Origin of the sequence: Haemophilus paracuniculus (assembly GCF_002015115.1) — a bacterium.
Taxonomy (GTDB): domain Bacteria; phylum Pseudomonadota; class Gammaproteobacteria; order Enterobacterales; family Pasteurellaceae; genus Haemophilus_E; species Haemophilus_E paracuniculus.
The window spans coordinates 93,820-118,293 of record NZ_MUYA01000004.1 but is presented as its reverse complement, the minus strand read 5'-3'; the positions used below and the strand labels follow the sequence as shown (position 1 = coordinate 118,293).

The 24,474-nt window shown below is 47.1% G+C and carries 26 protein-coding genes; 12 read left to right on the top strand and 14 right to left on the bottom strand.

Going from position 1 to position 24,474, the window contains the following annotated elements; translation table 11 throughout:
* Positions 1 to 2: 2 nt before the first annotated feature.
* From mepK to proQ, 4 genes are all read right to left on the bottom strand, one after another.
* Positions 3 to 560, bottom strand: a complete 558-nt coding sequence (gene mepK / locus B0187_RS03120; RefSeq protein ID WP_078236403.1) for a peptidoglycan L,D-endopeptidase MepK — start codon at positions 558 to 560, stop codon at positions 3 to 5.
* A gap of 132 nt (positions 561 to 692) precedes the next feature.
* Positions 693 to 2,291 (bottom strand): L,D-transpeptidase family protein, encoded by a 1,599-nt coding sequence (locus tag B0187_RS03115; protein ID WP_078236402.1) that lies wholly within the window; start codon positions 2,289 to 2,291, stop codon positions 693 to 695.
* Between the two features lie 90 nt (positions 2,292 to 2,381).
* A complete protein-coding gene (gene prc / locus B0187_RS03110) occupies positions 2,382 to 4,388 on the bottom strand; it encodes a carboxy terminal-processing peptidase (protein WP_078236401.1) in 2,007 nt (668 codons plus the stop codon).
* Between the two features lie 51 nt (positions 4,389 to 4,439).
* Positions 4,440 to 4,976, bottom strand: coding sequence for an RNA chaperone ProQ (proQ, locus tag B0187_RS03105; RefSeq protein WP_078236400.1), 537 nt, complete (start codon positions 4,974 to 4,976; stop codon positions 4,440 to 4,442).
* 154 nt (positions 4,977 to 5,130) lie between these two features.
* Here proQ and B0187_RS10415 point away from each other — a divergent pair, with 154 nt between their 5' ends.
* The 3 genes from B0187_RS10415 to recN all read left to right on the top strand — a co-directional run bounded on the left by B0187_RS10415 (position 5,131) and on the right by recN (position 7,258).
* Positions 5,131 to 5,259 carry a hypothetical protein gene (locus B0187_RS10415; RefSeq protein ID WP_281247594.1) on the top strand — a complete coding sequence of 43 codons (129 nt, stop codon included), beginning with the start codon at positions 5,131 to 5,133 and terminating at the stop codon, positions 5,257 to 5,259.
* A gap of 36 nt (positions 5,260 to 5,295) precedes the next feature.
* Positions 5,296 to 5,499, top strand: a complete 204-nt coding sequence (locus tag B0187_RS03100; RefSeq protein ID WP_078236399.1) for a cold-shock protein — start codon at positions 5,296 to 5,298, stop codon at positions 5,497 to 5,499.
* Positions 5,500 to 5,578: 79 nt separating this feature from the next.
* Entirely contained in the window at positions 5,579 to 7,258 is a 1,680-nt protein-coding gene (gene recN, locus B0187_RS03095) for a DNA repair protein RecN (protein WP_078236398.1), read from the top strand.
* Positions 7,259 to 7,594: 336 nt separating this feature from the next.
* Here the strand turns inward: recN and pilW are convergent, their stop codons facing one another.
* Both pilW and rlmN read right to left on the bottom strand, forming a co-directional pair.
* Positions 7,595 to 8,149, bottom strand: coding sequence for a type IV pilus biogenesis/stability protein PilW (gene pilW, locus B0187_RS03090; protein WP_078236397.1), 555 nt, complete (start codon positions 8,147 to 8,149; stop codon positions 7,595 to 7,597).
* A 19-nt stretch (positions 8,150 to 8,168) separates the two neighbouring features.
* Positions 8,169 to 9,335, bottom strand: a complete 1,167-nt coding sequence (gene rlmN, locus B0187_RS03085) for a dual-specificity RNA methyltransferase RlmN (protein ID WP_078236396.1) — start codon at positions 9,333 to 9,335, stop codon at positions 8,169 to 8,171.
* A gap of 246 nt (positions 9,336 to 9,581) precedes the next feature.
* Between rlmN and B0187_RS03080 the strand changes: the two genes are divergently transcribed.
* The 7 genes from B0187_RS03080 (at position 9,582) to B0187_RS03055 (ending at position 16,188) form a co-directional block, all read left to right on the top strand.
* Positions 9,582 to 11,270 carry a protein-disulfide reductase DsbD gene (locus tag B0187_RS03080; RefSeq protein WP_078236395.1) on the top strand — a complete coding sequence of 563 codons (1,689 nt, stop codon included), beginning with the start codon at positions 9,582 to 9,584 and terminating at the stop codon, positions 11,268 to 11,270.
* Positions 11,271 to 11,421: 151 nt separating this feature from the next.
* A complete protein-coding gene (locus B0187_RS03075; RefSeq protein WP_078236394.1) occupies positions 11,422 to 11,988 on the top strand; it encodes an elongation factor P hydroxylase in 567 nt (188 codons plus the stop codon).
* Between the two features lie 440 nt (positions 11,989 to 12,428).
* A complete protein-coding gene (gene pxpB, locus B0187_RS03070; protein ID WP_078236393.1) occupies positions 12,429 to 13,073 on the top strand; it encodes a 5-oxoprolinase subunit PxpB in 645 nt (214 codons plus the stop codon).
* The gene (locus B0187_RS03065; protein ID WP_078236392.1) at positions 13,070 to 13,996 is read left to right on the top strand and encodes a 5-oxoprolinase subunit C family protein; all 927 of its coding nucleotides are present in this window, start codon (positions 13,070 to 13,072) and stop codon (positions 13,994 to 13,996) included. The genes pxpB and B0187_RS03065 overlap by 4 nt, the downstream gene beginning before the upstream one ends.
* Positions 13,983 to 14,720, top strand: a complete 738-nt coding sequence (gene pxpA, locus B0187_RS03060; protein WP_078236391.1) for a 5-oxoprolinase subunit PxpA — start codon at positions 13,983 to 13,985, stop codon at positions 14,718 to 14,720. Before B0187_RS03065 ends, pxpA begins: the two co-directional genes overlap by 14 nt.
* Positions 14,704 to 14,946 carry a hypothetical protein gene (locus B0187_RS10175; RefSeq protein ID WP_143413755.1) on the top strand — a complete coding sequence of 81 codons (243 nt, stop codon included), beginning with the start codon at positions 14,704 to 14,706 and terminating at the stop codon, positions 14,944 to 14,946. The genes pxpA and B0187_RS10175 overlap by 17 nt, the downstream gene beginning before the upstream one ends.
* A gap of 60 nt (positions 14,947 to 15,006) precedes the next feature.
* Positions 15,007 to 16,188 (top strand): NRAMP family divalent metal transporter, encoded by a 1,182-nt coding sequence (locus tag B0187_RS03055; protein ID WP_078236390.1) that lies wholly within the window; start codon positions 15,007 to 15,009, stop codon positions 16,186 to 16,188.
* Between the two features lie 54 nt (positions 16,189 to 16,242).
* Here B0187_RS03055 and sohB read toward each other — a convergent pair whose 3' ends face one another.
* The 7 genes from sohB to yceD form a co-directional block, all read right to left on the bottom strand.
* On the bottom strand, positions 16,243 to 17,301 hold the full coding sequence (sohB, locus tag B0187_RS03050) for a protease SohB (protein ID WP_078236389.1): 1,059 nt from the start codon (positions 17,299 to 17,301) through the stop codon (positions 16,243 to 16,245).
* A gap of 18 nt (positions 17,302 to 17,319) precedes the next feature.
* A complete protein-coding gene (gene glpE / locus B0187_RS03045; RefSeq protein ID WP_078236388.1) occupies positions 17,320 to 17,646 on the bottom strand; it encodes a thiosulfate sulfurtransferase GlpE in 327 nt (108 codons plus the stop codon).
* Positions 17,647 to 17,702: 56 nt separating this feature from the next.
* Positions 17,703 to 18,473, bottom strand: coding sequence for a 2-succinyl-6-hydroxy-2,4-cyclohexadiene-1-carboxylate synthase (gene menH / locus B0187_RS03040; RefSeq protein ID WP_078236387.1), 771 nt, complete (start codon positions 18,471 to 18,473; stop codon positions 17,703 to 17,705).
* The gene (gene menD / locus B0187_RS03035) at positions 18,473 to 20,182 is read right to left on the bottom strand and encodes a 2-succinyl-5-enolpyruvyl-6-hydroxy-3-cyclohexene-1-carboxylic-acid synthase (protein ID WP_078236386.1); all 1,710 of its coding nucleotides are present in this window, start codon (positions 20,180 to 20,182) and stop codon (positions 18,473 to 18,475) included. The genes menH and menD overlap by 1 nt, the downstream gene beginning before the upstream one ends.
* 176 nt (positions 20,183 to 20,358) lie before the next feature.
* Positions 20,359 to 21,387 carry a phosphate acyltransferase PlsX gene (plsX, locus tag B0187_RS03030; protein WP_078236385.1) on the bottom strand — a complete coding sequence of 343 codons (1,029 nt, stop codon included), beginning with the start codon at positions 21,385 to 21,387 and terminating at the stop codon, positions 20,359 to 20,361.
* An 18-nt stretch (positions 21,388 to 21,405) separates the two neighbouring features.
* Complete coding sequence (gene rpmF, locus B0187_RS03025) at positions 21,406 to 21,576, bottom strand: 50S ribosomal protein L32 (RefSeq protein ID WP_011608316.1); 171 nt, start codon at positions 21,574 to 21,576, stop codon at positions 21,406 to 21,408.
* 16 nt (positions 21,577 to 21,592) lie between these two features.
* Complete coding sequence (yceD, locus tag B0187_RS03020) at positions 21,593 to 22,117, bottom strand: 23S rRNA accumulation protein YceD (protein WP_078236384.1); 525 nt, start codon at positions 22,115 to 22,117, stop codon at positions 21,593 to 21,595.
* A gap of 136 nt (positions 22,118 to 22,253) precedes the next feature.
* Between yceD and ubiE the strand changes: the two genes are divergently transcribed.
* Positions 22,254 to 23,024 (top strand): bifunctional demethylmenaquinone methyltransferase/2-methoxy-6-polyprenyl-1,4-benzoquinol methylase UbiE, encoded by a 771-nt coding sequence (ubiE, locus tag B0187_RS03015; protein ID WP_078236383.1) that lies wholly within the window; start codon positions 22,254 to 22,256, stop codon positions 23,022 to 23,024.
* A 9-nt stretch (positions 23,025 to 23,033) separates the two neighbouring features.
* On the top strand, positions 23,034 to 23,657 hold the full coding sequence (locus B0187_RS03010; protein ID WP_078236382.1) for a ubiquinone biosynthesis accessory factor UbiJ: 624 nt from the start codon (positions 23,034 to 23,036) through the stop codon (positions 23,655 to 23,657).
* Here B0187_RS03010 and B0187_RS03005 read toward each other — a convergent pair.
* On the bottom strand, positions 23,646 to 24,350 hold the full coding sequence (locus B0187_RS03005) for a tRNA1(Val) (adenine(37)-N6)-methyltransferase (protein ID WP_078236381.1): 705 nt from the start codon (positions 24,348 to 24,350) through the stop codon (positions 23,646 to 23,648). The two genes, B0187_RS03010 and B0187_RS03005, sit on opposite strands and share 12 nt — an antisense overlap.
* Between the last annotated feature and the right edge of the window lie 124 nt (positions 24,351 to 24,474).

Genomic DNA, 24,474 nt, shown 5'->3' with positions numbered 1-24,474 from the left:
TGTTACACACCACGCCAAGTACGGACAGGACCTGTATCAACGTGAACAAAGTTACTACGAGGGTAGTAGCCGACACCGCCATTGTTCAAGCTTTCCGCCGCATTTCTCACTTGGCTTAACGCCACGCCTGAAATTTGGAAATCAACGGCTTGGCCACGAATGTGGTAGCTGTTGCTCGCAACGCCTGAACGATTGCGGCGTAAAGCAGCGTTGGTTTGGGCGGAACGATAGCCGCTCAATACCAAAATTTCTGCATTACGGAATCCTAAACGCATTTGTAATTGGTTTAATTTGATGAAAAGTTGTGGATCGATACGTTTTACTTGGTTGGTATGGCGATCACGCATTAGGTAATTTAACGAGGTTAAATCCGATGAACCTAGATTTCCGCCAACGAATTTAGCTGCGTGGGTATCCCCTGTATTCACATTGCGAAAACGCAATGCTAACGGTGCTGGCGTTGAAAGAATTGCCATTGCCTGACTTGGCAATAAACTTGCCCCCAACACTAAGCCACCCAGTGATAACCACTTACGGCGTTGAACATTGATTTGTGTCATTGATTCCTCTCATCTCGATTGCTTTTGGGAATAAATCTATTCCCAAAAATTCTGATTAAGTTAGCCTAAGACCATTAAAGATAGAAAAAATTCCGAGAAAATAAAAAATTTCTCGGAATTTTTTATTAACGGTTAGATTTCGCTTCTCAATTTCGCCCAGTTAATTGACGTTTTTGGAATTCGGGTATCGAATTTGTAAATATCTGGCAAGCTGTAAACTTTGCCATTCTCAACCCAAGAAGTTACATAGTAAAGGTAAACTGGGTTATCTGAACGAATCCCTACGAATGTCGTTTTGTTACTATTCAAGGTATTTTGTTTACGCTCTTCTGACCAGCCCGCCTCTTTTAACAAGAGGGTCGCAAACTCGTCTGCTTTCGCAACACGCACGCAACCAGAGCTAATCGCACGGTTCTCTTTGTTAAATAAGCTACGGCTTGGGGTATCGTGTAAGAAAATCGCATCGGTGCTTGGCATATTGAATTTATATTTACCCAAGGCACTATCATCACTCGCTTTTTGGCGAATGGTGTAAGGAATATTCTTACTATTCACATATTGTTTCCAATTCACACTGCGTGCGTTGATTTTCGTACCGCTTCTGTCGAAGATTTCATAACCACTACGCTCTGCAAAACCTGGATCACGAGCCAATTTCGGCATAATGTCTTGCGATAAAATCGTTGGTGGAATGGTCCAAGGTGGATTTACCACCACTTGGCTCAATTTACTGTAAAGCACTGGGGTTTTACGCTCTTCACGCCCCACGATGACTTTTGATTGCAACGCAAGCTGACCATTGCGGAAATAGTACATTTGGTAGCTTGGAATGTTCACGAAAATCCCGTTGTTGAAACTTGGAATAATGCGTAAACGTTGAGCATTCAAGGCAAGTTTGTAGAATGAAGAACTGCCCGTTGCTACGCTATCATCGCTAGCGGTCGGTTCTGCGTTATTTTTGCCTTTCTTGCCTTTGGTCGCTTTTTTGGCTGAACTTGCCACGCCATTTGGCGACATTGAGAGCAATTTTTGTACGGTTTGTTGATAGATGTGGTTTTGCGGCACAAGCCCTGCGACAAATGAACCTGCATTACCGTTACGCACTGCTTTCGTCCAGCTTGAAATTAACTCACTGCTTGGGGCTTTCGGGCTGTATGAACCTAAGTTGTATAACCATTGGTTCGCATTGCGATAAACGTTTTTGTTGTAGTAAAGGTAATCAAGGAAACTATCCGTCAAAAGAATATCGCGAGCCATTCCCTCTGGCTGATTTAAAATTTGTTGCAACGCCTTGGCTGATTTCGCTGAAACGCCACTCGCCACAAACACACCATACTCTTTTAAGAACTGTTTCTCCGCGGATTTATCATTCCACATCGGCGAGAAACCATTGTCCGCATAAATTTTTGCGGTGGTTTGGCTTAACAATAATGCGTTATTTCCTACCGCTTGTTTCACTTTATTTTCAGCTTCGGCTTGCTTGCGAGCTTGTTCTTGACGAATTTGCTCTTGTTCCACCGCATAATCTGCTTGTTTCGCTAATTCTGCCGCACGAGCTTGTTGAGCTTCAAAACTTAATTGCGGTAAAACGGTGTCCGCTACGGGCTGTGCTACCACTTGTTGAGGTTGAGCCACTTGAACGGCGGTTGATTGTGCTTCCACAACTTGGGCTGTGTTAGCCAATGCTGTGCTTGATAACACAACAAAAGGTAATAATTTAAAGGTTTTCATTTAAGTCCTTTATCTTCAATCATTATAGGTAAATATTTTCCAAAAACAGACCGCTATCAACAGATAGCGGTTTGGAATTGGCAAGTATAGCTATTTTTTATCCATTTGCAACCAATCGATCATCATTTTCTCGGTTTCTTTCAAGAAGAAATCTGGTGCTTCATAATCTTTTGGTAAATCATCAAGATTGGCTAATGGCTTTTTGCCCTCACGTTTAAAGCGATCATTGAGATCTTTCAACCGTTTTGCTTGCTCGGCATCGTTCTCTTTTTGACGCTCGGCTAAGTTGAGGGACGTATATTTGCGATTATCCTTCTCACGGCGAATCGCAATATCCTCTTTCACTCGCACAAATTCAGGATCGGTTTTAATCCGTTCTTCGTGTTTTTGGGTTAAATCCGCCACCGCATCACGGGCTTTGCCCACTTCCGCATAATTTGCCGCAGGGATTTTATCCCACGGTAACGCATTATCTTCGTAGCTTTCGCCCGTTTTTTCGGCATTGATAATTTCAGGGAAGCGAATATCTGCTTCCACCCCTTTCAACTGGGTACTGCCACCGTTGATACGATAGAATTTTTGGATCGTATATTGAATCGAACCGAGTGGCTCTTGATCCAAATCGTACACAAAGTTGAGGGAACGCCCTTGTTGCACCGTGCCTTTACCAAAGGTTTTTTGCCCCACAATAATCGCACGGTTGTAATCTTGCATTGCGCCCGCAAAAATTTCCGAAGCCGAAGCACTATGGCGGTTAATCATCACCATAATTTTGCCGTCATATTGTACACCGTCATTCGGATCTTCGTGAACCTTAATGCGGTTAAAGGCATCTTGCACCTGCACCACAGGGCCTTCTTTAATAAATAAGCCCGTCAATTCCACCACTTCGGTTAATGAACCACCGCCATTATCACGCAAATCAATGATCAAACCTTCCGCTTTTTTCGCTTTCATTTCATCAAGTAATTTACGCACATCTGAGGTTAAGCCGATGTAGAACGATGGAATTTTAATCACTGCAACGGATTTTCCATCCACCTTATCAATGGTTAATTTTGCCGCACTATCTTCAAGGCGGATTTTATCTCGCACAAGGGTAATAATTTTCGCCTTACCGCCTTTTTCTGGTTCAATTTCAAGGCGAACTTTTGTGCCTTTTTTACCCTTGATTTTATCGACTACATCATCTAAACGCCAGCCGATCACATCTTCGATTTCGCCTTTTTCTTGACCGACCCCGACAATTTTATCCCCCACCGCAATTTTCTTGCTCAACGCCGCAGGCGCCCCTGGCACGAGGGATTTAATCACGGTCATATCGTCTTCGGTCGAAAGGGTTGCCCCAATCCCCTCTAACGAAAGGTTCATACTCTCTTGGAAAGCCTTCGCAGCACGCGGTGAGAGATAGCTGGTGTGCGGATCGATCTCACGGGAAAACGCATTCAAATAGGTTTGTAAAATATCGTCCGCTTTGGTTTGGGTTAAACGCTTAATCGCCAAATTATAACGCTTAGTCAAACTTTTCTTGATTTCTGGCCATTTTTTATCTTTTAGATACAAGCCGATCACATCATTTTTCACCCGTTGTTTCCACAGTTCGTCCGCTTCTGCGGTATTTTTCGGGAACGGGGCTTTTTCACGATCATTTTCGATCTGATCCTGCCCTTTCAGATCAGGTTCTTGATCGAGTAACGATAGTTGATATTTATAACGCTCATAACGGCGTTTATTGAATAAATCGTAGATCGCAAAGGCTGCATCAGATTTCCCCTCATACAACTCATCGTCTAAAATTTTGCTATATTTTTCACGCAATTCATCGACATCCGATTGCAAAAAAGTGTTGTGCGAACCATCTAACCAATCAATGTAGCGATTAAAAATTTTGCCGGCAAATTCATCGTCTAAGGTAAATTTGCGGTAATGGGATTGGGTCAAACGAGCGGTAACACGTTTGGTAGAAAGTTTGTGCTGTTCAGTGGTCTTTGGCAAAACTAATTGATCCGCCTTGATTTGCGGTTCAACCGCCACCGATGTGGAAAAAATCGCCCCTACACAAAGGGCAGCAAGGTAACTTAATTTTTTCTGTTTCATAAAATACCTAAATAGAAAACATCGCATAATCCACTTATGCGATGTTAAAGATTATTTCTTACCGAATTTATCCGCCAGAGCCGCTAAACTTTCTGCCGTTGCCGCCGCTGCTGGGGCTTTTTTCGGCTTATCCGACCGCTTGTTAGCCCGTTCTTCTTTGGCTTTTTGCTTGAAGTAGGCTTTACGCTGTTCCTTACGTTCTTCTTTGCGTTTTTCCGCCATTTTGGCTTGATAAATCGCTTTCGATTCCGCCAATGCTTCCGCCGCGTGAGCCGCTTCTTCGGCGGTAATCACTTCGCAGGCTTCGCCATTTAGCCCAACACGCTCGGCATTTTCTTGACAAGCGGTCAGATAACGCCAACTTCTCGTATAAACGCGTAACGTGTGGCGTAAGGTGGTTTTACTCACTTTTTCATCGCCCTCTAAGGCAGTGGCTAAATCCTGAAAAATCCCTTTTTTCAAGGGTTTCACTTCGCCATTTGTGCCGTCAAAAAAGCAAGCAGGGAATTTTTCAACCAAATAAGCAATCACTTCTTTTGGGCTTGGTGCAGTTTTATTATTTTGCACCTCAATTTGTTGTTCAGACATACCAAGTTCCATTCATAAGATCAAAGAAAATTGTGGTGTACTATATTTTATTTGCTGGTTTTAGTCCACATTTTCGCAAGATAAATCCTCATTTCGCCACGAAAAATCTGTAAATTTCGTGAAATTGTGTCAAAAATTTGTTTTGCTTTCCCCTTTGAAAAGTGTTCTAATGCCGAACGGCTATTTAGTCGTGTGTCTAACAGGCATTTTCTTCATTGTATCCCTTGCCGAAAATCCGAGATTTCCCCAAGCCCTGCAATTAAGCCTAGCAACCCGCTTATAGCTATCTTCTTTTTACTTTTTCATTAAGGATTATCCAATGCAAACAGGCATCGTAAAATGGTTTAATGCAACCAAAGGTTTTGGCTTTATCACCCCAGATCAAGGTGGCAAAGATGTTTTCGTTCACTTCTCTGGCATTGCCTCAGAGGGCTACCGCACCTTACCAGAGGGGGCAAAAGTTTCTTACGAATTACAACAATCGGATCGTGGCGATTCAGCGGTAAACGTAAAAACCATCTAATACTGTAAAAAAACACTTTACTGTTTAAAAATTCAGTTATACTATATACCTATACAGCAGATTTGTATAGGTATTTTTTATGCTCACTCAACTCACCATCAACAATTTTGCCATCGTTCGCCACCTCAACCTTGATTTAAACGAGGGAATGTCCGTGATCACGGGCGAAACAGGGGCGGGGAAATCCATTGCGATTGACGCTCTCGGTTTGTGCCTTGGCTACCGTTCCGAAAGCAGTATGATCCGCAACGGGGCGGACAAAGCTGACATCACCGCCACTTTCACAATGCAACCGAACAGCCCTGCTTTCCGTTGGCTTCAAGAACACGAATTGCTTGATGAAGATAATCCCCACGAGTGCATTTTACGCCGAATGATCAACCTCGAAGGGCGTTCCAAAGCCTTTGTGAATAACCGACCGCTTCCCATTTCACAACTGCGTGAATTGGGCTTATACCTTATCCATTTGAACGGGCAGCACGCCCCGCAACTGCTACTCAAAAACGAATATCAACTGGAAGTGTTAGACAGCTACGCCACCACTCACTCTCTGCTGGCTCAAATGAGCGAGCAATACCACAAGTGGCGAAAATTGCACACCCAAGTCAAAAACTTCCACCAACAATGCCAAGAGAACGAAGCTCGCAAGCAACTTTTACAATATCAAGTGGAAGAATTGGACGAATTTGCGATCAAAGAGGGCGAATTTGAGGAAATGGAAGAAAACCACAGCCGTTTATCCAATTCGGAAGAATTAACCGAACTTTCGCAATCGGCGTTGGATCTATTAAGCGAAAATGATCTCAATGCGGATTCCTTGATCTACAAAGCAATCCGCCATTTGGAAGATTTGGTGGAAGTGGATAACAACTACCAATCAGCGTTAGATATGCTGAACGAAGCCTTGATCCAAGTGCAAGAAGCAAGTTCCGAAATTTCCGCCCTCGCCAGCAAAATTGAGCAAGATCCCGAACTCTTAAACGAGTTAGATGAACGGATCGCCAAAACCATTTCCCTCGCCCGCAAACATTACATTAGCCCCGAAAATCTTTGGCAACAACACAAAAAATTACAAGCAGAATGGCAAAAATTGGTCGATTTTGAAGAAAATGAAGAACAGCTCATCACTGATGAACAGCAAGCCTACCAACAATGCGTTGTGTTGGCAGAACAGATCTATCAAAAACGCCTTGATGCTGCCCAAAAACTCTCGGCACAAGTTACCCAGCAAATCAAGCACCTTGCAATGGAAAACGGCGAATTTTTCATCGACATCAAACACGAACCGAAAAAACTCTCGGCAAACGGGGCGGATTTTGTCGAATTTAACTTACGCAGTAACTTAGGGCAACCTGCACAACCCCTCGCCAAAATTGCCTCGGGCGGCGAACTCTCTCGCATTTCCCTTGCGGTGCAAGTGCTGACGGCAAATAAATTATCCACCCCAACCATTATTTTTGATGAAGTGGATGTCGGTATCAGCGGTGCCGCCGCAACCACGGTCGGCAAACTACTACGCCAACTCGGCAAAAAATGCCAAGTGCTTTGCGTAACCCACCTACCGCAAGTAGCAAGCTACGGCAACCACCACTTTAACGTACAAAAATATGTGGAAAACAACCAAACCGAAACGCAAATGAGCTTACTTTCCCCAACAGAACGGGTAAACGCCCTCGCCCGTTTACTCGGCGGCAGCCAAATCACCGAAGCCGTCCTCGCCAACGCCCAAGAAATGTTGGATTTAGCAGCGGTTGAATAAGGAAATTTGTTTCAAGCAAATAGCGAAATTTTTCAAAATCCTACCGCTTGAAACATCTAGCACGGCAAGCCGTACTAGGTTATCAATTAGTCAGGGACATTGTCCCTGCTTATTCCCCGTCATTTTGCGTTGAGTGGTTGCGTCAATTTCAAGGGCGATTTGTACTGTTTGAGCCTACGTAGTAGGCGAGTTTACAAATCGACCGTAGAAATTAGCAATAAGCGAAACAAAGCAAAATGCTCGGGGCGTGTTTCTTTGGTTACTTTCTTTGCACGAGCAAAGAAAGTAACAGATACAAGGGGGAGGATTTTTGAAAATTTCCTTATTTAACAAAACTTAACGAAACTTCCCCACACGCTCTGGATCAAGTTTTTCCAACTTGGCTAAGGTTTCATCAAATTTCGCTTTGTTATTTTGCGACTTCGCACACAAGGCGATGTTTTCGAGGGTGTCGGCTTGGAAATAGTAGGGTTGATCGCTGGTGAGAGCAGAATCAAATTGTTGATAGGCTGCCTCAAATCGTCCTTGTTTGCACAAAAATGTGCCGTAATTGTTGCGGACATCTGGGCGGTTTTGACTGAGGGTAAGGGCTTGTTGGTAGGTTTGATCGGCTTTTTCCACCTCGCCCGTTTGCTGATAATAGTAGGCAAGCACCGAATAGGGCAGATAATCTTGACGGTCGTGATTGAGGGCTTTGTCGATGTTCTCTTTGGCTTTGGGGTAATCCTCCTGTTCCAAATAGGCAAGGGCGAGATTGATGCGAGCTTTCACCGCTTCGGATCGGTTAAATTCACGGTTGGATTGCGGTTGAGAAGAAAGTGAGGAACAGCCTACTAGGCCAAAAATCATCAAACAAGCGGTGAGATTTCGACAAATTTTTGCAAATGGCATAGGCTGTTCCTCTCTAAAATTATTGTTGGGTAACGTTAATCCCCTGTCCAAATTTACGTTTTTCAAGGGTGCGTTTGGTGCGGTCGATTACATCGCCAGCGAGCTGTCCACACGCTGCGTCAATATCGTCGCCACGGGTTTTCCGCACAATCACGGTAAAACCATATTCCATCAAGGTTTTTTGGAAACGGTCGATCCGCGTGTTCGAGCTTTTCGCATAAGGGGCTTGTGGGAACGGATTCCACGGAATCAAATTGATTTTACACGGCGTATATTTCAACACTTCCGCCAACTGGTGAGCGTGTTCCACCCCGTCATTCATCTGGTTCAACATCACATACTCAATCGTAACCTTGCCGTGGTTAGCATTCGACACTTCAAGGTATTGATTAACCGCTTCCATTAACATTTTGATGTTATATTTTTTGTTGATCGGCACGATTTCATCACGCAATTCATCGTTCGGGGCGTGCAACGAAATCGCCAACGCCACGTCAATTTTCTCACGCAACATATTCAAAGCTGGCACAACTCCCGCGGTGGAAAGGGTTACGCGGCGTTTCGACAAGCCGTAGCCGAAATCGTCCAACATAATTTCCATTGCAGGAATCACATTATTCATATTGAGCAACGGCTCGCCCATTCCCATCATTACCACGTTGGTAATCGGACGCACGCCCGTTACGCCAAAATTGCCGATGATTTTCGAGGCTCGCCACACCTGCCCGATAATTTCCGACACGGTTAAATTGCGGTTAAAGCCCTGTTGAGCCGTTGAGCAGAAAGTACACGCCAAGGCACAGCCCACCTGAGACGAAACACACAAAGTCGCTCGATCCGCTTCGGGAATATACACCGTTTCGATCTGCTGATCGCCCACCTGCATTGCCCATTTGATCGTGCCGTCCGCCGAACGCTGTTCCACCGCCACTTCGGGGGCTTTAATTTCTGCGATTTGCTTTAATTTTTCACGCAATACCTTGTTGATATTGCTCATATTATCGAAATTATCCTCGCCAAAATGGTAGATCCATTTCATCAACTGATCGGCGCGGAACGGCTTTTCGCCCATTTCGGCAAAGAGTTCTCGCATCTCTTGGCGAGTTAAATTTAACAGATTGATTTTGTCAGATTTTGGATGTGCCACCGCCACGTTTTGCGGTTCGCACGCTGTTTGTGCAGTCATCAAAGTGCCTCGTTGTTACACGTTTTGTGGCAAAAGGGTTAGTTTTGCGGAATAAAGAAAGAGGCGAATTTTACTGATGTCTTAGGCGTAAGGCTAGCGATTTTTCGCCGAATGGGAAAGTTTTTCATTTCAATTAGTCGATCGAGATCACAAAAATCGTTACAAGCGGTCGGATTTTTGAAAATTTTTGCCCCCACCGCCACAAAAATCGCTAAAATTACCGCCCTAATTTCGTAGGAAAAAAGTATGTGGAAGCGTTTTTTCGCCCTTTGGTTAGGGCTTTTGATTGCCGTGCCGTTGCAGGCGGGGCTGTTTGATAACAAACCGAAATATCTACCAAGCCAAGTGGCGTTTGCCTTTTCGGCTCAACAGCAAGGTTCGCAAATCGCCCTTGATTGGCAGATTGCGGACGGTTATTACCTCTACAAAAAAGAGATACAAATCAAAGGGTTAGCTAGCCAAGTCGCCCAGCCAATTTTTCCGCCAAGCATTAAACATAATGATGAATTTTTTGGAGAGGTGGAAATTTACCGCAATCAGTTGGCGTTAAATGTGCCGATTGAACAGGCGAGCGAAAACGCCAGCCTTGAAGTGCGTTATCAGGGTTGCACCAAAGGGTTTTGCTATCCACCCGAAACGGTCAGCGTGCCAATTTCGGCAAAAAAATTGGCGGAACCGACAGCTTCCAGCCCGTCCAACGCTCAACCTAACGGCTCGCAAAATCAGCTTGCCAGCCAGCTTTCTAACAACGGATTTTCCGTTGTGTGGTTTTTCGTATTGGGCTTAGGCTTGGCGTTCACCCCTTGCGTGCTGCCGATGTTGCCGTTGTTGTCGGCGATTGTAATCGGCAAGCAACAACGCCCGAACCCTCGCCGAGCCTTGCTGTTGAGCCTCTGTTATGTGCAAGGAATGGCGATCACTTACACCCTAATGGGCTTCGTGGTGGTCGCTCTCGGCTTGCCGTTCCAAATCGCCCTGCAAAGTCCGCCCGTGTTGCTCACAATGGCGGCGTTGTTCGTGCTACTTTCCCTGTCGATGTTCGGCTTGTTTGAACTGAAATTGCCGAACGCGTGGCAACAAAAACTGAACGCCCTCAGTCAACAGCAACAAGGTGGCTCGATCAAAAGTGTGTTTTTAATGGGAATGATCGCAGGTTTGATCGCCTCGCCTTGCACCACCGCACCGCTCTCGGGGGCGTTGCTCTATGTGGCACAAAGTGGCGACCTGCTCACGGGCGGACTTGCCCTCTACCTGCTCGCCCTCGGAATGGGCTTGCCGTTGGTGCTGATTACCCTTTTCGGCAACCAAATTTTGCCAAAATCGGGGGCGTGGTTGCTTAATGTCAAAACCGCATTCGGCTTTGTAATGCTTGCCCTGCCCGTATTTCTTATCAGCCGTGTTTATCCTGCTTACGAGCCTTATCTCTGGTCAGCCCTCGCCCTTGCTTTCCTCGCGTGGCTGATTGCGATAATGCCCGCCAACAAGCTCGGACAAGCGGTGCGATTAGGGCTATTATTTGCCTTTGCGATCAGTGCCAAGCCTTATGTGGATTGGATCTTCCAAACGCAAAAAATCGAGCAAAAAGCACCGCTTGCACGGATTTTCACCCTCGCTGAACTCGATCAAAAACTGCTCGCCAGCCAAGGCAAAAAGGTAATGCTCGACCTTTACGCCGATTGGTGCGTTGCTTGTAAAGAGTTTGAAAAATATACCTTTACCGACCCGAACGTGAAAAACAAAATGGCGGAAATGGTGGTGCTACAAGTGGATATGACCCAAAACAGCCCCTCCAACACCGCCTTTATGCAGAAATTCCAAGTGCTTGGCTTGCCGACCATTCTCTTTTTCGATGAAAATGGCAAAGAACTGACCGAAAAACGGGTAACAGGCTTTTTGGACGCCAACGCCTTTTACGATTGGTTGAATAATTTATAACGATTGGGACGAAACAAAGGGGACGCAAGCATTGCGTCCCTACGGGCGTTGGCTGTTAAAATGCGATTTATTGTAGGGACGCGATGCTCGCGTCCCCCCACAATCACTCCTCGCATTCAACTTTTTAACATTTGAATTTAACGAGAAAAAGATGAACCAAGACAACCACAAAATTGAAGATATTATCCGCATTTTCGATCAATGTTTTGCGGAAGAATTTAACACCCGCCTCGAACGTGGCGGCGATTACCCGATCTATCTGCCCGAATTTTTGGACGAAGACGGCGTGCCGAGCGAACGCCCTTACAACGTGATTCTGTTCGCCCACGGCTATTACAGCAGTGCCTTGCACGAAATCGCCCATTGGCTAGTGGCAGGCAAAGAACGCCGCAAATTGGAAGATTTTGGCTACTGGTATGAACCAGACGGACGTTCCGCCGAACGACAACGGGAATTTGAATCGGTGGAAGTCAAGCCCCAAGCGATTGAATGGATCTTAGCCACCGCCGCCAATTTCCGCTATTTCGCCAGTGCCGACAACCTCACGGGCAACGCAGGGGATAATTCCGCCTTCAAACAAGCCGTTTACGCACAAGTCAAAACCTACGCCGAAAAAGGCTTACCAAAGCGTGCCGAAATCCTACGCCAAGCGTTAAGTGCTTTTTACGGCACAGAAAATCGAATTGATTTGGCGAGGTTTGATTTAGATAAAATCTAATTGTTACTTTGGCAGAACAAAGAATAAATCATCATTCCAATATCCCTACTTTTCTTTGTTTCGCCAAAGAAAAGTAGCAAAAGAAAGGCGACCCCGAGCATTTTGCTTTGTTTCGCTTGTTTCTAATTTCTACGGTTGATTTGTAAACTCGCTTGCTTCGCAAGCTCAAACAGTACAAATCGCCCTTGAAATTAACGAAACCGCTCAACGCAAAATGACGGGGGTTTTATTCGAGCAAGATCATTATTCGTAGGGGCGGATTTTATATCCGCCCTTAATCTACAAGGGAAATTCTCAAAAATCTTACCCCTTGTTCTAATCAATTTCCTTCCCCTAAATTTTTTTACCTTATAAATTAAATTTTTTAATCCAAATATCTTGACACTTCATTACAAATTCATTTATAACATTTGCAACTTTCTTTTAACAAAGGGAATGCAATGTTAAGTATCCATTTAACCAGCGAATACACCCTCTTTTGTTCGCTTCCGCCCCCTGCGGAACTTGCCAAGCAGCAGAAATTATGGGCGTTTGGCAAGGCGATTGAGCCGTTGGCGGATTGTGCGGAAGTCGTGATCGGAATGAATAATTTAACGGTTTTCTGCCGCTTAAATGCCGATCTTGCCAAGGTGCGTGAGCAACTTTTTGCCTTGTGGGAAACCGTGCAAGTGGCGGATTATCAGCCTCGTTTGATCAAAATCCCCGTTCACTACGGTGGCGAGCGAGGCGAGGATCTTTACGAAGTGGCGAAATTTCATCACACCACGCCTGCCGAAATCATCAAACGCCACACCGCCCCAACCTATACGGTGGCAATGATCGGCTTTCAAGCTGGCTTCCCTTATCTGTTCGGTTTGCCCGAACATCTGCATACCCCTCGCCGTGCCGAGCCTCGTCTTTCCGTGCCTGCTGGCTCGGTCGGGATCGGCGGTAGCCAAACGGGGATCTACCCCTTTGCGTCCCCAGGGGGCTGGCAGATTATCGGACGCACCGATCTCGCCCTGTTCCAAGCGGATCAATCGCCGCCCACCTTGCTACAAGCGGGGGATTCCGTTCAATTTTTTGCAGAGAGTATCGAATTATGATGAAAGTGGTTCAAGTGCAAGCCCTCGCCAGTGTACAGGATTTGGGGCGGTTCGGACTGCGTGGCTACGGCGTAGGGCATTGTGGGGCAATGGATTCCCTCGCTCTGCAAGCGGGTAATTTGTTGGTCGGTAATGAGCAAAATAGCCCCGCGGTGGAAATTGTCCTCGGCGGTTTGACCGTAGTTTTCGAGCGAGACACCACTTTTTGCCTGACAGGGGCGTTGTATGAAGCCTATCTCGGCGAGGAACGGATTCATTCCTACTGGCGTTATACGGCTCGCAAGGGGCAAACCTTGCAACTGGTGCGAGCGGTGCAAGGAATGTACGGCTATTTGTGCGTGGCAGGCGGTTTTGATCTGCCGAAAACCTTGGGATCGTGCAGCACTGATCTGCGAGCCAAATTCGGCGGATTCGAGGGACGTGCGTTGCAAGCTGGCGATCAGCTTCCCCTCGGCGAGGGCGACATTTTGCCGAGCGTGGGGATTGCCCATATTCCGTTCCAAAGCAAAATTCGGGTCGTGCCGTCCAGCGAATTTGATGCCTTTACAGACGAGGCTAAAACCGCCTTTTTCACTCGCCCTTACACATTAAGCAGTAGCAGTAACCGAATGGGCTACCGCTTGACGGGCGAGGCGTTGAACCTCACTCAACCGCTGGAAATGTTGTCCCACGCGGTGCAATTCGGCACGGTACAAGTGCCGCCGAACGGTCAGCCGATTGTGCTAATGGCGGACACTCAAACCACGGGGGGCTATCCCAAAATTGCCACCGTAGCATACGCTGATTTAGGGCGGCTCGCTCAAACACGGCTCGGCAGTCAAATCTATTTTGAGCCGATTACCGCCGAACAAGCGGTGCGATTACAGCAAAAAAATGCGATTTACCTACACCAAATTCAGAGGATTGCTAATGATGTACGTTGATTTAAACGCCGACCTCGCCGAGGGCTTTGCCTTTGATGAAGCCTTACTGGGCGTGGTTTCGTCCGCCAATATCGCCTGCGGATTGCACGCGGGCGATGCGATCACCATTCAAAACGCCCTCACTGTTGCCAAACGACACGGCGTACGAGTGGGGGCGCACCCAAGTTTCCCCGACCGAGAAAATTTCGGCAGAAGTGAAATGCAGTTGCCACCGCAGGCACTCAAAGCCCATTTGCTCTATCAACTCGGGGCGTTGCAAGCCTTGTGCAACAACGCAGGCGTGCCGATCAGCTATGTCAAACCGCACGGGGCGTTATACAACCAAGCCAGTCGTGATCCCGAATTGGCTCGCTTGATTGCGGAAACCGTCCACCAGTTCAACCCTAATCTAAAACTAATGGGCTTATCGGGCAGTTTGATGTTGAGTGTGGCGGAACAGGTAGGGTTAGGCACGATTTCCGAAGTGTTCGCCGACCGCCGTTACCAACCCGACGGCTCACTCGTGCCACGCTCTCACCCCCAAGCCAAAATCGAAGACGAACAAGAAGCGATTGAGCAGGTAATCCAAATGATCACCACCCAAACCGCCACCGCCCTTGACGGCTCAACGATCAACATCAAAGTGGAAAGTATCTGCCTACACGGCGACAACGCCCACGCCCTGCTTTTCGCCGAAAAAATCCGAGCGGAATTGACCACGAGGGGGATTGAAATTAGGGCGTAACAAGCGGTGGGATTTTTTTAAATTTCATCAAATCGCACCGCTTGCTCAATCTTCCCATCATTTTGCGTTGAGCAGTTGCGTCAAATTTCAAGGTCGATTTGTACTGTTTGAGCCAGCTTGCTGGCGAGTTTACAAATCGACCGTAGAAATTAGCAACAAGCGAAACAAAGCAAAATGTTTGGGTCGCCTTTCTTTGCTACTTTCTTTGGCGAAGCAAAGAAAGTAGAAAAAACGATTTATGGATTTCCTAAATCCAATAAAAAACAAACACAACAGGAGCAACACAATGTCTAGTAATTCTCGCCGCAGTGCCTTAGTGGGCGCGGCATTCTTAATGGCGACCTCAGCCATCGGGCCGGGGTTCTTAACTCAAACCGCCACCTTTACCCAAACCCTAATGGCAAGTTTTGGGTTTGTGATTTTACTCTCAATCCTGCTCGACATCGGCGCCCAGCTCAACATTTGGCGAGTGGTGTCGGTGTCGGGCAAAAAAGCCCAAGACATCGCCAATATGGTTTTCCCAGGGGCGGGCTATTTCCTTGCCTTGCTGATCGTAATGGGTGGCTTGGCGTTCAATATCGGTAACGTGGGCGGGGCTGGCTTGGGTTTTAATATCCTGTTCGGCTTGTCGCCCGAAGTGGGGGCAATTATCAGCGGAGCGATTGCGGTGTGCGTTTTCTTATTCAAAGAAGCGGGCAAAGTTATGGATCGCTTCGCCCAAGTAATGGGGTTCGTGATGATCGGCTTAACCTTGTTCGTGCTAGTCAAAGCCAATCCACCCGTAGGGCAAGCGATCAGCAATACGTTCTTCCCTGAAAAATTAGACGCGATTGCAATTGTTACCCTCGTGGGCGGTACGGTCGGCGGCTACATCTCTTTCGCAGGGGCTCACCGCTTGCTTGATGAGGGGGTAACGGGCAAAGAGGCATTGGGCGAGGTAACCAAAAGCTCGGTGTCAGCGATTTTGATCGCCTCAATTATGCGAATCGCCCTGTTCCTCACAGTACTCGGCGTGGTGTCGCAAGGGGTAGCACTCAACCCGAAAAACCCAGCCTCAACCCCGTTTGAATATATCGCAGGCAACGTGGGCTTGATGATTTTCGGCGTGATTATCTGGGCGGCTTCGATTACGTCTGTGATTGGTGCGGCTTACACATCCGTTTCCTTTATTTCGAGCTTTAATCCGTTTATCCAACGCCACAAAAACTGCTTTATCGTTGCCTTTATCGTGGCTTCCACCGCCGTGCTTGCTACCATCGGCAGACCAGCCCAAGTGTTAGTCTTTGTCGGCACATTAAACGGCTTGATCCTACCGATCTCGCTCGGCTTGATCCTGATCGCCGCTCACAAAGCCAACATCATCGGCGACTACAAACACCCGAAATGGCTCACCGTTTCAGGGGCGATTGTGGTAGTCTCAATGGCGATTTTGAGCGGACAGACGTTAATCAAATACTTTGTGGGTTAATTAAGACAAGGGGTAGAATTTCCGAAAATTTCGATAATCCAACCCCTTGCAAGACTAAAACTTCACCGATCTAGCCTTGTTCAACAACTTATAAACCACATTTTCAAGGCTATGTTCGAGCTGGCGTCCGAAACGTTGCGTAAGGCTTTTCTTTTGGCGGTATTTGACTTCGATCACCTCTTTCTCTTTTACTGCGTCAAGCACGAGATCATCGCTGGTGGCGATGTGATCGACCAGTTGCAATTCAAGGGCTTGTTTGCCGAACCAATGTTCGCCAGTGGCAATTTTGTCCATATCCAACTGCGGGCGGTGTTCGCTCACGAATTGTTTGAATAAAACGTGGGTTTCTTCCAGTTCTTGTTGGAATTTTTGTTTGCCCTTTTCGGTGTTTTCGCCCACGAGGGTTACGGTGCGTTTGTATTCGCCGGCGGTCATTACGTCCACGTCCACATCAAAGCGTTTTAATAGACGGTGAATGTTTGGCACTTGTGCCACCACGCCGATTGAGCCGATCACCGCAAACGGGGCAGAGACGATTTTATTCGCTACGCACGCCATCATATAGCCACCGCTGGCGGCGACTTTATCCACCGCCACCGTGAGCGGAATTTGATGATTTTTTAGGCGTTGCAACTGGGAAGCTGCCAAACCATAACCGTGTACCACGCCACCAGGGCTTTCCAATTTGAGCAACACTTCATCTTGCTTCGGGTCTGCAAGGGCAAGCACCGCATCGATCTCTTTGCGTAACCCCTCAACCCCGTGGGCTTCCACATCGCCGTGAAAATCTAGCACAAACAGGCGAGATTTTTGTTCCTCTTCGGGCTTTTCTTCCCCCGCTTTGAGGCGTTTTTTCTCGGCTTTGGCTTTCTCTTTTTCCGCCTTTTTCTCGGCTTTTTCCTGCTGTTTTAGTTCCGCTTCGCTGAGAAACACGCTTTGCAACGATTTGATTTGATCTTGATATTTTTCGGTTAAATTGGTGATCGAAATCGCCCCGTTTTCGGTCTGTTTGCGAGATTCAATGATCAACATTACCACCACGGCAACGATGCCGAATACCGTCAAAAGTTCCAGCAAGAAAATGCCGTAATTGAGTAGAATTTCTTTCCACATAAATTGCTATCCTATTGATTAGTAAGCGGTTTCAATCGGTAAATCCGATTTTACCCATTGCTCAAAACCGCCTTTTACGCTATACACTCGCTCAAAGCCTTGTTCCACCAAGAATTGTGCCGTATTGCGGCTGCTGACGCCGTGATAGCAAATCACAATCACGGGATCTTCATAATCGCACTCGTCCAAAAAACGCCCGTAGCTTTCGTTGGTTAAGTGAAAGGCGTCAACGGGGTGGCTGAATGCAAAGCGTTGGCGATCACGAATATCCGCCAACACCGCCCCTTCGTTTTCCATCATTTCCCACGCTTGTTGTGGGCTAATTTCGCTAAAAGTTTCCATAATGTTCTCGCTTAAAAAAGAAGGTGGACTATATCATAAAAGTGTAAAACATAATGCAATTATTGCGATTCTATATTGAGTAAAATTTCTAATAATGTCTGTACAAAACCCTGCGGATTTTCTTGGTGGCTGTTATGCCCTGCGTGGGGGATCAAGCGGTGGGATAGCTGATATTTTTCCGCTTGTTGGCGGAATTTTTGATCCCGCTCGCCAATCACAAAATGCAGAAATTTTTCAAAATCTGCCCCCTTGCTTGGCTCAAAAAACGGCTGTTTGGCAAGGCTGGTCGCTTGCAACATTTGGGCGATTTTATCCCCTTGATTATGTTTTCGTTTGGCGATCAAATTTATTCGCTGTTCGGCGGTTAAGTGAGCAAAAACGGGCTGTTGATACCAATCATTAAGCACTTGTTCGAGAGGTTCATTTTGGAAACGGTTCGCCCAATGTAGATCATTCTGCCAACGGGCTTGCCGTTCTTCCTCGCTGTTTAAACCCAAATTCGCCCCCTCTAAAATCGCCCCTAGTTGGTTAGGATTGCGTTGCGAAAGGGTGTAATCAAGGGCGATCCGCCCCCCCAAGGAATAACCCACCAGCCAAAATGGGCAAGAGCCGATCAGGGTGTGAATTTGCTGATCTAACCACGTTCTCGCTTCGGCAAAATCGAGGCAACCTTGATTAACATTCTCGCCGTGAAAGGGCAAATCAATTGCAAGGGGTTGGATTTGGGGAAATTTCTGCAAGTGGCGGAAAACGTCCGCCCAATCTTGCTTTGAACCAAGCAAGCCGTGCAGAAACAGCACGGCAAGCGGTGGGCGGTTCGGCGTTTTCATTAAGCGATTTCTGCCTGAGAAATTTGTTTGATGAGGGATTTGTAAAGGTTGCTGCCGTCGTGTGGATTGACTTTAATTTCCACCACCGTTACCCCTTTGCGACCGTAGGCTTGTTTGAGCTTGATTTTGAGATCCGCCCAAGTGAACGGGCAGGCGTAATCTAAGCCGAACATCGCGGCGATTTGGGCGAAGTCGAAACTATGGGCGGTGCGGTAAAATTCGTCTTTGGCGGCGTTATCCACTGGCAACATATCGAAAATTGCCCCGCCGCTGTTGTTTACCACAAATAAAATGGTTGGGTGGGTGATTTGGCGAAGTAGGGCGAACGAGCTGAGATCGTGCAAGGCGGACACATCGCCAATCACGCCTACCGTCGGCAAGCCTGTGCCGCGTGCCACGCCTGCGATGGTGGCGACTAAGCCGTCAATCCCACTCGCCCCACGGTTGGTCAGCACGTTGTAGCCGACTGGCAGGGTAGAGAGGGCATCGACCAAACGCACAAATAAACTGTTGCCGATAAACAGATTGCCGTTTTGAGCCAACACATCTTGAATGTTACGAGCGAGGGAAGCCTCGTTCAAATTGCCGCCCACTTGATTTTCAATAAAGCCCGCACAAAATTGCGACAATGCAAGGGGTTCTAACAGCCACGGTTTGTTGCGAAGGGGCGGATGCACCCGCAAGAAGTGGTGAGCTTGTGCCACAAAGCGAGTTTGGCGGTGGGCGAATGGGTTGAGGTAATCTTGATATTGATCGACCTGCCAAAATTCCCCTTGAAAGGCTTCAAGGAATTGATTGACCCTTTTGCTCACAATCTGCGTGCCGAATTGCACCACAATATCGGCATTGAGTAACCGCTGACGCACGATGTTGTTTGAGAGCCAAATATCCGCATAAGGCAAGCTCGCCTCAATGCAAGATTGCACATCGCTAATCAAACACCAGCCGAGGGTTTCCGCCCAGGCTTTAATTCCTACCCCTTGTTCGAGGGGCAGTTTGCCGACCACCACCACGCCTTTTTTGGTACGCCAATAATCCCAATTTGCGTGCATCAACACATCACTTTGGGTGGCTTGATTATCAATCCACTTCGCTTGCGGATTGCTTAGCCAACTTTGCACCGCTTTCAGCCACGGATCAATGCCAATGGCTTGCTCGTCCGCCTCGTAAAGTGGCTCGGCAAACGGGGCATTGATATGCACCACACCGCCTTTTTGTTGCTGAGTCGAGCAGGCTTGTTCCACCGATGATACCAACCAACTCGCTGCATAATCACGGCTCGGCTTTGGTAAATTCAGGTTCGCCACAGGATATTTCGCAAAAATCCCTTGCTGATCAATGGCTTGATTCACGCCACAGCCGATCATTTCAGGGGGGCGATCCGCCGAAAGGACAATCAATTTATGATGATTCAAACTCGCCTCAATAATCGCAGGGTAAAGATTCGCCACCGCCGTGCCAGAAGTAACAATGAGCGCCACGGGATCGTTAGTCGCTTTGGCGATCCCCAACGCAAAAAAGCCCAAACCACGCTCATCAAAATGGCTATGGCATTGAGCCACCCGTTGTTGTTGCAGGGCGAGGGCTTCTAAGGTTAGCGGGGTTGAGCGAGAACCAGGGGCGATACAAAAATGCTTCACCCCATAGCGAATCAGTGCATTCAGCACCACTCTTGCCCAAGTGCGGTTAAAGGTTGATGTTGCGTTCATAAATTTTTCTCGGCTAAAAAATAATGGCGTGATTGTAGCAAAAATTTTGAATTGTTTCTTTATTGAGTTGGGGGAATGATGTGAGAAAAGAGGAAATTTCGTATAAATCCACCCCTTGTTATCCACCCATCATTCTGTGTTGAGAGGTTTCATCAATTTGTCATTTATTAAACCTACTAAGCTAAATCCCCAAACCTCCCCAACCCCTGCGAGATTTTTTGGGGGATTTGGTTTTCGATTTGGGAAAGGGCGTATTCGATGGCGTAGTAAAAGGCGTTTGAGCCTGCACCGCTGTGGCTTTTGACCACCACGGACAATAAGCCGAGCAGGGTGGCACCGTTGTGGCGGTCGGGGTTGATCTGTTTGAGTTTGCGGTAGTAGCGGTAGAAAATCAGTCGCAACAGGTAGCGTTTGGCGAGGCGGCAGAGGTCGCCTTCTTGGGTTTTGAAGAACGAAAGCACGTTTTTCACCGCCCCTTCGAGGGTTTTGAGGGCGATGTTGCCGCTTAATCCATCGCACACGATCACATCGGCGAGGTGGTTCATCAACTTGTCGCCCTCGATAAAACCTAAATAATTCAAGTCGTTACGCATTTTTAACGCTTGGTGGGTGTCTCGCACGGTTTGGCTGCCTTTGTTATCTTCCGTACCGATATTGAGCAACGCCATTCGCGGAAAAACGAGCTTTAACATCACTTCGGCGAAGATGTTGCCCATTTCGGCGAATTGAGTGAGTTGGTGCTGATCCGCTTCGACATTCGCCCCTAAATCGAGCATTACGCTCGATTTGCCGTTCATCGTGGGGATCAGCGAGGTCAAAGCAGGGCGATCTATGTTGGGAAGCGGTTGGATCAAGCGTTTTGCCAACGCCATTAACACCGCCGTGCTGCCACCGCTGACGCAACCGTCCGCCTTGCCTTCGGCAACGGCTTCAATCGCCATTCGCATTGATGAACCTTTGCTTTGGCGTAATGCCGTGGCAAGGGGTAAATCGGGCGAAATTTGCTGGGGGGTATGAACGAAAGTAATGCGGCGTTGTTGTTCTGCCGTGAGATTATTGAGATAAGGCTGGGCGATGGCTTGATCGCCATATAAAAGAAAAGAAAGCATTGAATGTTGATTCAATGCCGTAGCTACCGCTGGGATAACAATACGGGGACCAAAGTCCCCGCCCATTACATCTAACGCAAGCGTCAGACGACTCAACTGATACCTCGAAAGAGATTATTTGTTGATAACTTTACGACCACGGTAGTAACCGTCCGCAGTAACGTGGTGGCGTAAGTGCGTTTCGCCTGATGTTTTATCCACAGATACAGCAGCGGTAGTTAAAGCATCGTGTGAACGACGCATATCACGACGTGAGCGAGATTTCTTATTTTGTTGAACAGCCATTGGCTATACTCCTAGTTTAGTTTTTCTTTAAATTAGCTAATACAGCGAACGGGTTCGGTTTCTTCGCCAAATCTTCGGGTAATTCGCCAAAAACCTGTTCCTGCGTGGACACTTCACAGTGTTCTGGTTCGTGCATCGGAACGAGCGGTAATGCGAGGATAAATTCATCTTCGATTACGTCCAACAAATTCATTTCGCCAAATTCGTTTAACTCGATAGGCTCATAAATCTCGGGCAAGTCGTCTGCTTGATCCATATTTGACACTGGACTGAAACAAAATGTGCAGTCGAGCGTTTGCGTAAATAGGTTACCACAACGCTGACAATCAAATTCCACATCAATGGTTGCCGAGCCTTTTACGACCGTCAATTTTTGTGGATCGACATACAGCGAGAGAGTAACTTGTGCATCGCTTAGCACTTTACCTACGAATTGATCCAAACGGTTTAACAAACTACTGGAAATGTAGCCTTGATAATCCATTCGCCGTTGAGCGTCTTTGTATGGGTCAATCGTGAGGGGTAGTTTTACCTTTTGCATAGGGTGCGAATATTACCGATAGAAAGCAAAATAGTCAAAGGAAAAATCGCATTTTTGTCAATTTGCAAATTTTTGCGGAAATCTGACCGCTTTTTTGCTATGGTATCGCCCAAATTTTCTTTTTAATTAACCGCAAATGAACGAACAACAACCGCAAAATTCCCAAGCTGAAACCACCCATTTTGGCTTTAAAACCGTTGCCAAAGCAGAGAAGCAGCAACTTGTCGCCCAAGTTTTCCATAGTGTCGCAGGCAAATATGATTTGATGAATGATCTGCTCTCGTTTGGCATTCATCGGGTTTGGAAACGCTTTACCATTGATTGCAGTGGGGTGAGAAAAGGGCAAAAAGTGCTGGATTTGGCTGGTGGCACGGGCGATTTTACTGCTAAATTCTCTCTCATTGTGGGCGAAACGGGCGAGGTGGTGCTGGCAGATATTAACAGCTCAATGTTGGAAGTGGGGCGAGAAAAATTGCGGAATTTGGGCGTGGTCGGCAATGTCAATTATGTGCAAGCCAACGCCGAATGTTTGCCCTTTGCCGATAACACTTTCGATTGCGTGGTGATTAGTTTCGGGCTTCGCAACGTTACCGACAAAGACAAAGCCCTACGCTCAATGTATCGGGTGCTGAAACCGGGCGGTCGCTTGCTGGTGTTGGAATTTTCCAAACCAATTATCGAACCGTTGAGCCACCTCTACAACTTCTACTCGTTCAACATTTTGCCGAAAGTGGGCGAAGTGGTGGTGAATGATGCGGATAGCTACCGTTACCTCGCCGAGTCGATCCGAATGCACTCGAAACAGGACGAACTCAAAGCGATGATGGAAAACGCTGGTTTCGACAATGTGGGTTACTACAATTTAAGTGCGGGCATTGTGGCGTTGCATCGGGGCTACAAATTTTAGGGGCGAACAATGCAAAATTTGATTGCACAACTGATGTTGCCGCAATTTGCGGTGGGGGCGGTGGAAACGGTGTTTAATGGGTTGTTGACTCGTTCGCCCCAAACTTCGCCGATCTTACGCAAATTAAACGGGAAAATTCTACAAATTGAGCTAAAACAGCCCGATCTGCGTTTTTTCATTGTGTTTAGCGAAAACCGCACCGACTGGCTTTCCCATTATGAAGATCAAGCGGATTGTTGCGTGCAACTTTTTGCCAAAACTTTGCCGAAACTGACCGCTAAACAGCAATTAAGCGAGCTGATCAATGATAAATCGCTGATTTTGACGGGGGATATTCAGATCCTGCAACATTTCAGCACCTTGCTTGATGAGCTGGAAAAAGATCCTGCCGAACTGCTCTCGCCTGTTGTGGGTGATGTGATCGCCCAGACCTCGACTGATTTCGCCAAAAAACTGTTTGGCAAGGCGAAACGCCAATTTGAGCAAAATAATCAGCATTTGGTGGAAAATCTACTCAACGAACGCCCTGTGTTGGTACATCGTTTGCAACTGGTGGATTTTTATGACCAAGTCAGTGAATTAGAAAAACGCACCAACCAACTCGCTGAGCGTTTGGCACAACTAAAAATTTAGGTAAAACGCCGCCGTCAGCTCACGAAACGCGGGGCTATATTGATTATCTGCCCCGTAAATATCCAGCCGATGCTCAACGCACGCCGTGGCGGTGGGGCTGAACGTCAAAATGTACCTTTTCGGTGGCTTGCCCGTTTTGGTGCAAATCTGCCATTTTTCTACGCAAAACAGACCGCTTGTTTCCGCCTGCGAAAGCAACTTCTGCCCTGCCTCAACGGGCAAAATCAGCGTAATTTTTCCCGTTGGCGACAACCATTTTTTGCCCTGTTCCAACCACGCCAAATGGCTTTGGGTAGCACAACGAGCCAAATCTCGTTCCGCCGTTCGGCTAGCGAGCGAGCTTTCAAAATAGGGCGGATTTGCCACAATCAAATCCATTTCTGGCGGAAAATCCTCGCCCATTACATCGCCCTGCAACACGGAAATCCGATCCGCCCATTGGCAATTTCGCACATTTTCACAGGCTTGCTTAAAGGCGTTCGGCTCAATTTCAAGGGCAAAAATATGGCTCTGCTGTGAAACTGTCCGCTGAGCCAACATCACCGCCACCAATCCCGTCCCTGTCCCAAGATCGAGAATTTTCCTCGCCCCAGCAACATCCGCCACCGCCCCGAGCAAAATCCCGTCTGTATTCACTTTCATCGCACAACGGTCGTGGGCGATAAAAAATTGTTTAAATTGAAAGCCGTTCATTGTGATGGTGGAATTTTTAGTTGATATGCGGAAATTTCAAAAATCTTACCGCTTGTTGTAGATCTACTTTTCTTTGCTTGTGCAAAGAAAAGTAGCAAAAGAAAGCACACCCCGAACATTTTGC